Origin of the sequence: Streptomyces sp. NPDC026589, assembly GCF_040638385.1 — a bacterium.
In the GTDB taxonomy this organism is placed as follows: Bacteria; Actinomycetota; Actinomycetes; order Streptomycetales; family Streptomycetaceae; genus Streptomyces.
In genome coordinates, this window is sequence record NZ_JBEZYG010000057.1 from 1 (window position 1) to 10,287 (window position 10,287).

The following is a 10,287-nucleotide window of genomic DNA, read 5'->3' on the forward strand; positions in this document are numbered from 1 at the left end:
CCGCTGACCGTGGCCCCGCAGATGCGGGTCGGCGCGCTCGGCCCCTTCGCCCGGCCTCCCGGTCCGGCAACGGGGCGTACGACCGCGGGCGAGGGGCTAGGACCGTGATCGTCAGGCATGCACAGCCGTGATCGTCCGGGGCGTGCGGCCGTCCGTGCCCAGGAGGGCGTGCGGCCGTCCGTGCCCAGGGCGTGCGGGGCCGCGCGGGGCCCGTGCTCGCCGTGCTGCCGGTCCTCCGGGTTATCCACAGGGGCCCCATCCGTGTCCGGGTCCTGGGATGCTTGTGCGGTCGGGGCGCGGTGCGCGGTGGTCGGGCGTGGTGCGTGCGGGGTCGCGGGGAGCGCGGCATATTCGGAACAGTGGGGGACTCGCAGTCGTGGAGAACGTGGAGAACAGGGTGCGCGTGGTCATCGCCGAGGATTCGGTCCTGCTCCGGGAGGGGCTCACCCGTCTGCTCACCGATCTCGGGCACGACGTGGTGGCGGGGGTCGCGGATGCGGAGGCGCTGCTCAAGACCGTGGCGGACCTCGACGCCCAGCAGGCGCTGCCCGATGTGGTGGTCGCCGATGTGCGGATGCCGCCGACGCACACCGACGAGGGCGTGCGCGCAGCGGTGCGGCTGCGGAAGGACTACCCGGACATCGGGGTGCTGGTCCTCTCCCAGTACGTGGAGGAGCAGTACGCCACCGAGCTGCTGGCGGGCAGCAGCCGCGGGGTGGGGTATCTACTGAAGGACCGGGTGGCCGAGGTCCGCGAGTTCGTGGACGCCGTCGTCCGGGTGGCGCAGGGCGGGACGGCGCTGGACCCGGAAGTGGTGGCGCAGCTGCTGGGCCGCAGCCGCAAGCAGGACGTGCTGGCCGGGCTGACACCGCGCGAGCGGGAGGTCCTGGGGCTGATGGCCGAGGGCCGGACGAACTCCGCGGTCGCCCGCCAGCTCGTGGTGAGCGACGGGGCGGTCGAGAAGCACGTCAGCAACATCTTCCAGAAGCTGGGGCTCTCGCCCAGCGACGGAGACCACCGGCGCGTCCTCGCTGTGCTGACCTACCTGAAATCCTAGACATCTGACACCCTCGTGACACCCCAAACACCTGACGCCCTGTCAGATGGCGGCCGGACGGAATGCGAGCCGCAGGCGGCCTTACGCCGACCGGCACTCCGAGACCCCTCCCGGGGCGCGCCCGGAGCACCCCGGGAGCGCCCCGGGCGCATTACGGGCATCGCGCGGGTCCGAGGGTGTCCGGTGGGTGCCGGGCGGGCACCTCTGATCAAGAAGGGGTCGACGGGGGCCCGAGCCGCCGAGGAGGCCCTGGGGGGCAGGAGGGAGACCTAGGACAAAAGACTCAGGGAGCGGCCGTCTTCATCTCGCGATCAGGGGGGTTGCAAAACGTGACAAACCTTACTCAAAGGGTGTCTCAAAAGAGCGTCCACCATATGATCGGTCCCTGGGAGGCCACCTACGCGGACGTAGGGTGGCCTCTGGGATCGCCGGCTGGCCGGACGGTTCCGAACCGCCGCCCAAGGGAGGTCCAGTTCAGTGACGAGCCAGGTCAGTAGCGCGGCAGAGAAGGCCGAAGAGGCCAACGACGCCGTCCTCGGGGGTCAGCGAGCCCCCCTGTCAGGTACGACGGGAACCACGGGCGGCGACGGGAAGGAGATCCGTCGCCTGGACCGGGTGATCATCCGTTTCGCAGGCGACTCGGGTGACGGCATGCAGCTCACGGGTGACCGGTTCACCTCGGAGACCGCTTCCTTCGGCAACGATCTCTCCACGCTGCCGAACTTCCCGGCCGAGATCCGCGCCCCCGCAGGCACCCTGCCGGGGGTTTCTTCGTTCCAGCTGCACTTTGCCGATCATGACATCCTGACCCCGGGCGACGCCCCCAACGTCCTGGTCGCGATGAACCCGGCCGCGTTGAAGGCGAACATCGACGACGTTCCGCGCGGCGCGGAGATCATTGTGAACACCGATGAGTTCACGAAGCGGCCGATGGCGAAGGTGGGGTACGCGACCAATCCGCTGGAGGACGGTTCGCTGGAGGCCTACAACGTCCATCCGGTGCCGTTGACGACGTTGACGCTGGAGGCGTTGAAGGAGTTCGGGCTGCCTCGCAAGGAGGCGGAGCGGTCGAAGAACATGTTCGCGCTGGGCCTGCTGTCGTGGATGTATCACCGGCCGACCGAGGGGACGGAGACGTTCCTGCGGCAGAAGTTCGCGAAGAAGCCGCAGATCGCCGAGGCGAACGTGGCGGCCTTCCGGGCGGGGTGGAATTTCGGTGAGACGACCGAGGACTTCGCGGTCTCCTACGAGGTGGCCCCGGCCTCGAAGGCCTTCCCCACCGGCACCTACCGCAACATCTCGGGGAACCTCGCCCTGTCCTACGGGCTGATCGCGGCCGGGCAGCTGGCGGAGCTGCCGTTGTATCTGGGGTCGTATCCGATCACTCCGGCCTCGGACATCCTGCATGAGCTGTCGCGGCACAAGAACTTCGGTGTGCGGACGTTCCAGGCGGAGGACGAGATCGCCGGGATCGGTGCGGCGCTGGGCGCGGCCTTCGGCGGGGCGCTGGGCGTCACGACGACGTCCGGCCCGGGGGTGGCGCTGAAGTCGGAGACGATCGGTCTCGCGGTCTCCCTGGAGCTGCCGCTGCTGATCATCGACATCCAGCGGGGCGGGCCGTCGACCGGGCTGCCGACCAAGACCGAGCAGGCCGATCTGTTGCAGGCGATGTTCGGCAGGAACGGTGAGGCCCCGGTTCCGATCGTGGCTCCGCGGACTCCGGCCGACTGCTTCGACGCCGCGATCGAAGCGGCCCGGATCGCCCTGGTCTACCGCACCCCGGTCTTCCTGCTCTCCGACGGCTATCTCGCCAACGGCTCCGAGCCGTGGCGGATCCCGGAGACGTCGACCCTGCCCGATCTGAAGACCCCCTTCGCCACCGGACCGAACCACACGCTGGCGGACGGGACGGAGGTGTTCTGGCCCTACAAGCGCGACCCGGGGACCCTGGCCCGTCCGTGGGCGGTCCCCGGGACGGCCGGCCTGGAGCACCGTATCGGCGGGATCGAGAAGCAGGACGGCACGGGCAACATCTCCTACGACCCGGCCAACCACGACTTCATGGTCCGCACCCGCCAGGCCAAGATCGACGGCATCGAGGTCCCCGACCTCCAGGTCGACGACCCCGCCGGGGCCCGCACCCTGGTGCTCGGCTGGGGCTCGACGTACGGGCCGATCACCGCGGCGGTGCGTCGGCTGCGGGCCGCGGGGGAACCCATCGCCCAGGCCCACCTCCGCCATCTCAACCCCTTCCCGAAGAACCTCGGCGAGGTGCTGAAGCGCTACGACAAGGTCGTCGTCCCGGAGATGAACCTCGGCCAGCTCGCCATGCTGCTCAGGGCGAAGTATCTGGTGGACGCCCACAGTTACAACCAGGTCAACGGAATGCCGTTCAAGGCCGAGCAGCTCGCCACGGCCCTCAAGGAGGCCATCGATGCCTGACACCGAGGAACTGCACCACAACGACCTGCTGCAGCTGGTGCCCAAGGCCGAGGCGAAGCAGTCCATGAAGGACTTCAAGTCCGACCAGGAGGTCCGCTGGTGCCCCGGCTGCGGCGACTACGCGGTGCTCGCCGCCGTCCAGGGGTTCATGCCGGAGCTGGGCCTCGCGAAGGAGAACATCACTTTCGTCTCCGGAATCGGCTGCTCCTCCCGCTTCCCGTATTACATGAACACCTACGGGATGCACTCCATCCACGGCCGCGCCCCCTCCATCGCGACCGGGCTCGCCACCTCGCGGCGTGACCTGTCGGTCTGGGTCGTCACCGGCGACGGCGACGCCCTCTCCATCGGCGGCAACCACCTCATCCACGCCCTGCGCCGCAACGTCAACCTCAAGATCCTGCTCTTCAACAACCGGATCTACGGGCTGACGAAGGGCCAGTACAGCCCCACGTCCGAGTTGGGCAAGATCACCAAATCGACGCCGATGGGGTCGCTCGACGCGCCGTTCAATCCGGTGTCCCTCGCCATCGGCGCGGAGGCGACGTTCGTGGCGCGCACGGTCGACTCCGACCGTAAGCACCTCACCAGCGTGCTGCGCGCGGCCGCCGAACACTCGGGCACGGCGCTGGTGGAGATCTACCAGAACTGCAACATCTTCAACGACGGCGCTTTCGAGGTTCTCAAGGACAAGGAACAGGCCGCCGAGGCCGTCATCCGCCTCGAACACGGTCAGCCGATCCTCTTCGGCTCCCAGGAGCCCAAGGGCGTCGTGCGCGATCCGGCCACCGGCGATCTGCGGGTCGTGGCCGTCACGGAGGAGAACCGCTCCCAGGTCCTCGTCCACGACGCCCACGCGGAATCGCCGACGACAGCGTTCGCGCTGTCCCGGATCGCCGACGCGGACACCCTGCACCACACCCCCATCGGGGTGCTGCGCAGCGTCGAACGGCCCGTCTACGACACGCTGATGTCCGACCAGCTCGACGCCGCCGTCGAGCAGAACGGCAAGGGCGACCTCGGCTCGCTCCTCGCCGGCAACGACACCTGGACCGTCGTCGGCTGAGGCCGGGCGAGGACCGTACGCGTACCGCCCGGGGCCCGGGCCCGATCCCCACGGGGTCAGGCCCGGGCCCCGTCGTATGCCTCGCGTGCCGCCTCCACCGCGTCCACCTGGCATTCGGTCCAGCGGGCGAGCGCCCAGACCTGCTCGGCGGCCTCGGTGCCGAGCGGGGTGAGCGTGTAGTCCACCCGCGGCGGGATCACCGGCTTCGCGTCCCGGTGGACGAAGCCGTCGCGCTCCAGCGTCCGGAGGGTCTGGGCCAGCATCTTCTCGCTGACCCCGCCCACCGCGCGGCGCAGTTCACTGAAGCGGTACGAACGCTCCAGCAGCGCCGCCAGCACGAGGACGCCCCAGCGGCTCGTCACGTGTTCCAGGATCAGCCGGGACGGGCACATGGGCTGGTTGACGTCCCAGGCCAGGAGAGAGGACAGGGCCGCCGCGCCACGGCCTTCACCCGGAGAACCTGGACGGTCCGGACGGCCCGGACGACCCGGGCGTGGAGTCTCCGCACTCTCTGTCATGCCGGTACCTTACTTCAAAGTGGGTACTTTCTTACAGTTAGCGCTACCCGTAGGGTCGTAACCGAAGCGCGGAAACGGACCGAACCACCGAAACCGCATCGTCGAACCACCGAATCGGAGACCCTCATGAGCATCGTTGTCACCGGAGCCACTGGCGCGCTCGGCCGCCTCGTCGTCGACGCCCTGCTGGCCGAGGTCCCGGCCGGCGAGGTCGTCGCGGTCGTGCGCGACAAGGAGAAGGCCGCCGCGCTCGCCGCCCGGGGCGTGGAGCTGCGCATCGCGGACTACGACCGCCCCGAGTCCCTCGCCGGAGTCTTCCGGCCCGGCGACCGGGTACTGCTGATCTCCGGCAGCGAGGTGGGCAAGCGGGTGCCGCAGCACGCCGCGGTCGTCGACGCGGCGAAGGCCGCGGGCGTCGCCCAGCTCGCGTACACCGGCGTGCTCGGCGGGCCGGACGCGGACTTCACCCTGGCCGACGAGCACAAGGCCACCGAGCAGCTGATCCTCGACTCCGGGCTGCCGTACACGTTCCTCCGCAACGGCTGGTACACCGAGAACTACACCGCCAGCCTGGCCCCGGTCCTGGAGCACCGCTCGGTGCTCGCCAACGCGGGTGAGGGCCGTGTCGCCTCCGCCTCCCGGGCCGACTACGCCGCCGCGGCGGCCGCCGTGCTGACCGGCGACGGCCACCTGAACACCGCCTACGAGCTGAGCGGCGACACCGCCTGGTCGCTCGCCTCGTACGCCGCGCTGCTGTCCGAGCTGACCGGCGAGGAGATCACGTACAAGAACGTGCCGGCCGCCGCGCATCAGGAGGTCCTGGTCGGTGCCGGACTGCCCGAGACCTTCGCCGCGATCCTCGTGGACGTGGACGAGGCGATCGGACGGGGACGGCTCGCGGGGACGAGCGGCGACCTCGCCCGGCTCATCGGCCGCCCGACGACGCCCCTCGCCGAGACCGTGCGCGCCGCCCTGCCCGCCGCCTGAGCCTCGACGCACCCCTGCGCCACCCGCCCCCACCTCGTCACACAGGGCCCTGTCATGAGTGTTTCCATGAGACGGCTATGACACGAAGCTCTTCCGGCGCTACCGTCGTGCCGTCGGCGGATCCGCCGGCGCGGCCGGGCCGGGAGGGCACGTGGAGGGGAAGAACGAACAGCGGGCAGGCCTGCTGTACGGAATCGGCGCGTACGGGATGTGGGGCCTGGTCCCGCTGTTCTGGCCGCTGCTCAAGCCGTCCGGGGCGATCGAGATCCTCGCGCACCGGATGGTCTGGTCGCTCGGCGTCGTCGCCGTCGCCCTGCTGGTCGTACGCCGCTGGGCCTGGATCGGCGAACTGGTCCGCGACCGGCGCAAGCTGGGCCTCATATCGGTCGCCGCGGCGACCATCACCGTCAACTGGGGTCTCTACATCTGGGCCGTGAACAACGGCCAGGTCGTCGAGGCCTCGCTCGGCTACTTCATCAATCCGCTGGTCACCATCGCCATGGGCGTCCTGCTGCTGGGCGAACGGCTGCGACCGGTCCAGTGGGCCGCGGTCGCCACAGGGCTGGTCGCCGTCCTCGTCCTGGCGATCGGCTACGGCAAGCCGCCCTGGGTCTCGCTGGTGCTGGCGTTCTCGTTCGCCACGTACGGCCTGGCGAAGAAGAAGGTCAACATGGGCGGCCTGGAGTCGCTGGCCGCCGAGACCGCCGTGCTCTTCGTGCCCGCGCTCGGCTTCCTGCTCTGGCTCGCCGCCACCGGCGGGTCGACGTTCACGACCGGGGGCGCGGGGCACGGGTTCCTGCTCGCCGCGACGGGCATCGTCACCGCGGTACCGCTGATCTGCTTCGGCGCGGCGGCGGTCCGGGTGCCGCTCTCCACACTGGGCCTGCTCCAGTACCTGGCCCCGGTCTTCCAGTTCGGGCTGGGCGTCCTGTACTTCAACGAGTCGATGCCGCCCGAGCGGTGGGCCGGGTTCGCCCTGGTCTGGCTGGCACTGTCGCTGCTGACCTGGGACGCGCTGCGGACCGCCCGACGCAACCGGGCGCTCGCCCTGAAGCTGCTGGCGACGGCGGCCGCCACACCCGCGTCCATGCCCCCGGAGCCCGTGACCATGCCCCCGGACCCTGCGACCACGGCCCAGGACCCCGCAGCCACGCCCCCGGACCCCACGCCCACACCGCAGGGCAGCCCCACCCAACAAAAGATTACCTAGTTGCTTTTCTTACTCGGTTACGTTTCCCTGTCCTGGATGGACCGGGAACATGACCGAAGGAGAAGCATGGGCATGACCGACGTACTCATCGTGGGAGCGGGACCCACCGGGCTGGTGCTGGCCTGCGACCTGGCCCGGCGCGGCGCGGCCGTACGGATCGTGGACCGGTCCCCCGCCCCGCCGCGCACCTCGCGCGCCAAGGGCCCCAACCCCCGGTCGCTGGAGATCCTGGACGATCTGGGAGTGGTCGAGGAGGTGCTCGCCGCCGGTTCGGCCCCGCTGCCGATGCTCAAGTACCGCGACCGTCTCCCCGTGGCGGAGGCCGATCCGTGGGCGGACTCCGCGCCGTCGCCCGACGCGCCCTACGACCGGGGGTGGCTGATCGCCCAGTGGCGGCTGGAGGGCATCCTCCGCGACCGGCTGGCCGGGTACGGCGTCCGCGTCGAGCCGGGCCGCGAGGTCGTGGGGCTGACGCAGACACGTCACGATGACGGCGGTGGCGACGAGGGCGGCAGGGGCGACGGGGGCCATGTCGACGTCAGGTACGCCGATGGGCCGGCCGGGCGGGCCCGGTACGTCGTCGGCTGCGACGGCGCCCACAGCTCCGTACGGAAGCTGCTCGGGATCGGGTTCGAGGGGACCACCGACGAGGACCAGGTGATGGTCTGCGGCGATGTCGACCTGGCCGAGGGCGCCCTGGACCGCAACCGCTGGCACCAGTGGTTCGACGAGGACGGCGCGGTGATGCTCTGCCCGATCCCCGGCACGCGGACGGGCTGGTGGTTCCAGGCCGGGCCGGAGCGGGACGGTCGGGGACGGCCGCTCGCGCCCACCGCCGACGGGTTCAGGCGGCTGCTCGCCCACCACACCGCCCTGCCCGGCCCGGCCCTGACGCGGGCGGAGCTGCTGTCGACGTACCGGGTCAACGTACGGATGGCGGACCGGTTCCGCGCCGGGCGGGTCCTCCTCGCGGGCGACGCGGCGCACGTGCACGCCATCGCGGGCGGCCTCGGGATGAACACCGGCGTCCAGGACGCGTTCAACCTGGGCTGGAAGCTGGGGCTTGTGCTCGCCGGTCACGCGGACGCTCAGCTGCTGGACACCTATGAGGAGGAGCGGCTTCCGGTGGCCGCCCGCACCCTGGACCTCACATCGGAGCGGCTGCGGGCCACCCTGGAGGCGATCCGTCGCCCCGGCGGCGGCCTGGACGCGGCGTTCAGCGCCGACACCACTGCCCTGGGTGTCGCCGACACCACCGGCCTGAGTGTCGGCTACCGCTGGAGTTCCCTGGCCGCCGGGGGCCGGGAGGCGGCGGCCGGGACGCCCGGCCCGCACGCCGGGGACCGCGCCCCGGACGCCCCCTGTGCCGACGCCGCGACCGGGGTACGGACCCGGCTGCACCGCGTCTTCGCGGGCCCCCGCACCACGGTCCTCGGTTTCGGCCCCGGGAGCGCGGCGGTCCTGCGCGCGACGGCGGACGCGTACGGCGACGCCGGGGTGCGGGTCTGCCGGGTGTACGCGGCGCACGAGGACCGGGCAGGGGCGGAGCCGGGAGCGGTGGCCGACGACGCGGGCCACGCGGCCGCCGCGTACGGAACGGAAGCCTCCGGTCGTACCGGCACGGGCACCGTCGTGGTCGTCCGCCCCGACCACCATGTGGGCCTGGTCGCCCCGGCGGACGACGCCGGCTCCGTACGGGAGTATCTGCGTCGGCTCCACGGAACGGGTCGGTCCGCGGAACGGTCCCCCGGCATGGTGGACGCCGTGCGGTAAAGGCTGATTGAGTGCCCGGATGGGGACTGTCCTGGGGGCCATGGGGAACGTGCGGTGGCACGAGCTGCAACACGCGTACGGCTCCGCGTCCCAGGTTCCCGGGGTGCTGTCGCGGATCGCCTGGGGTGACGCGCCGACCTCGGACGAGGCGCTGAGCGACCTGGAGCGCTGGATCGGCACCCCGCCCGTCTTCGACTCGACGGCGGCGGCGGTGCCGTTCCTCTGGGAGCTGGCGGCGACGGACACGGTCAGGGACCGGGCGGGCGTCCTGGAGCTGCTCGCCACGATCCTGGCTGCCGGGAACCCGGAGCATCCTGCCTGGACCCGCGCCGCGCACGACGCGGTGGCGGCGGGCCGCTCCACGGCCGCCCTGCTGGGCTCCGTGCCCAGCCCGCCCGGCGTGCCCAGCCCGCCCGGCGTGCCCGAGGCCGGGGGCACTTCCCCGGCGCGGACCCTGCGCACGGCCGCCACCCGCCTGCTGGCCGCGATCGACCGGCACACCTGCCCCGCCTGCGCCGGGCTCCCCCCGCGCGAGGCCCGGGTGCGCTGACCCGGCACTGTCGAAGCCGGTGAGGGCACACCTCTCGAACCGGCCGGACGGGGTGCATAGAGTTGGCCCCATGTCGAAGCCTGACGAACTGCTGGTTGATATCGCTGCCCTGGTGGAGTCCGGGCACAGCAATCAGATGACTCTGACCGTGGTCGCCGGTGGTGCTGTCATCACGGGGCGGCTGGCCCCCGAAGCGGTCTGGAGGCAGCGGGTGTCGGAGGTCCTGGCCGACTCGGCCCGCCTGAGCGAATTCTCCGCCGTCTTCACCGCCCCGGCGCCCGTGGGGAAAACGCCCACGCATCTGCACTTCCATGTGGCGCGCATTCTGCAGGGAACGGTGGGGATCCCGGACACGGGCGGGATGTACCGCGTGGCGATCGAGGACGTCAGCGCCTGGACCATGGGCGACTTCAGCTACTCCGACCGCTAACCGGAGAACACACCGCTGCGCGCCGAGGGAGCCCTGCCCCGCGGTGAGGGCCCGGCCGGCGGCCTGCCCGTCGTTTCGGGCGACACGGTGCGGACCGGGGCCCGGCGGGCCGAGTTCATGAGGGAGCCGGCCCCGCCGGTATCGCTCGGGCCGCAGGAGGCGTGGGCCCCGCCGCGGTGACCCGCTCGCCGTTGGGCACCCCGTCGTGCAGGACGACCTCGCCCCAGCGCCGCCCGGAGGACGGCAGAGGGATC

9 protein-coding genes are annotated in these 10,287 nt (G+C 71.5%); 8 read left to right on the top strand and 1 reads right to left on the bottom strand.

Annotated features, from left to right (window positions below):
* Positions 1–397 precede the first annotated feature (397 nt).
* The 3 genes from AB0F29_RS41235 (at position 398) to AB0F29_RS41245 (ending at position 4,565) form a co-directional block, all read left to right on the top strand.
* Positions 398–1,057, top strand: coding sequence for a response regulator transcription factor (locus AB0F29_RS41235; protein ID WP_361884116.1), 660 nt, complete (start codon positions 398–400; stop codon positions 1,055–1,057).
* Between the two features lie 477 nt (positions 1,058–1,534).
* Entirely contained in the window at positions 1,535–3,499 is a 1,965-nt protein-coding gene (locus AB0F29_RS41240) for a 2-oxoacid:acceptor oxidoreductase subunit alpha (protein WP_361884098.1), read from the top strand.
* Positions 3,492–4,565 (top strand): 2-oxoacid:ferredoxin oxidoreductase subunit beta, encoded by a 1,074-nt coding sequence (locus tag AB0F29_RS41245; protein ID WP_361884101.1) that lies wholly within the window; start codon positions 3,492–3,494, stop codon positions 4,563–4,565. The genes AB0F29_RS41240 and AB0F29_RS41245 overlap by 8 nt, the downstream gene beginning before the upstream one ends.
* A gap of 56 nt (positions 4,566–4,621) precedes the next feature.
* Here AB0F29_RS41245 and AB0F29_RS41250 read toward each other — a convergent pair whose 3' ends face one another.
* Entirely contained in the window at positions 4,622–4,957 is a 336-nt protein-coding gene (locus AB0F29_RS41250) for a helix-turn-helix domain-containing protein (protein WP_361884118.1), read from the bottom strand.
* Between the two features lie 252 nt (positions 4,958–5,209).
* Here AB0F29_RS41250 and AB0F29_RS41255 point away from each other — a divergent pair, with 252 nt between their 5' ends.
* From AB0F29_RS41255 to AB0F29_RS41275, 5 genes are all read left to right on the top strand, one after another.
* A complete protein-coding gene (locus tag AB0F29_RS41255) occupies positions 5,210–6,070 on the top strand; it encodes an NmrA family NAD(P)-binding protein (protein ID WP_361884104.1) in 861 nt (286 codons plus the stop codon).
* Positions 6,071–6,221: 151 nt separating this feature from the next.
* The gene (gene rarD, locus AB0F29_RS41260; protein WP_361884107.1) at positions 6,222–7,280 is read left to right on the top strand and encodes an EamA family transporter RarD; all 1,059 of its coding nucleotides are present in this window, start codon (positions 6,222–6,224) and stop codon (positions 7,278–7,280) included.
* 66 nt (positions 7,281–7,346) lie between these two features.
* The gene (locus AB0F29_RS41265) at positions 7,347–9,053 is read left to right on the top strand and encodes an FAD-dependent monooxygenase (RefSeq protein ID WP_361884110.1); all 1,707 of its coding nucleotides are present in this window, start codon (positions 7,347–7,349) and stop codon (positions 9,051–9,053) included.
* A gap of 19 nt (positions 9,054–9,072) precedes the next feature.
* Positions 9,073–9,603 (top strand): hypothetical protein, encoded by a 531-nt coding sequence (locus AB0F29_RS41270; RefSeq protein ID WP_361884112.1) that lies wholly within the window; start codon positions 9,073–9,075, stop codon positions 9,601–9,603.
* A 70-nt stretch (positions 9,604–9,673) separates the two neighbouring features.
* Complete coding sequence (locus AB0F29_RS41275) at positions 9,674–10,033, top strand: hypothetical protein (protein WP_361884114.1); 360 nt, start codon at positions 9,674–9,676, stop codon at positions 10,031–10,033.
* Positions 10,034–10,287 lie beyond the last annotated feature (254 nt).

What these genes read in the sequence shown, in the direction of transcription:
- AB0F29_RS41255 (WP_361884104.1), top strand. Translation starts at nt 5,210, where the DNA reads ATGAGCATCGTTGTCACCGGAGCCACTGGCGCGCTCGGCCGCCTCGTC.
- AB0F29_RS41275 (WP_361884114.1), top strand. Translation starts at nt 9,674, where the DNA reads ATGTCGAAGCCTGACGAACTGCTGGTTGATATCGCTGCCCTGGTGGAG.
- AB0F29_RS41265 (WP_361884110.1), top strand. Translation starts at nt 7,347, where the DNA reads ATGGGCATGACCGACGTACTCATCGTGGGAGCGGGACCCACCGGGCTG.
- AB0F29_RS41250 (WP_361884118.1), bottom strand. Translation starts at nt 4,957, where the DNA reads ATGTGCCCGTCCCGGCTGATCCTGGAACACGTGACGAGCCGCTGGGGC.
- AB0F29_RS41270 (WP_361884112.1), top strand. Translation starts at nt 9,073, where the DNA reads ATGGGGACTGTCCTGGGGGCCATGGGGAACGTGCGGTGGCACGAGCTG.
- AB0F29_RS41245 (WP_361884101.1), top strand. Translation starts at nt 3,492, where the DNA reads ATGCCTGACACCGAGGAACTGCACCACAACGACCTGCTGCAGCTGGTG.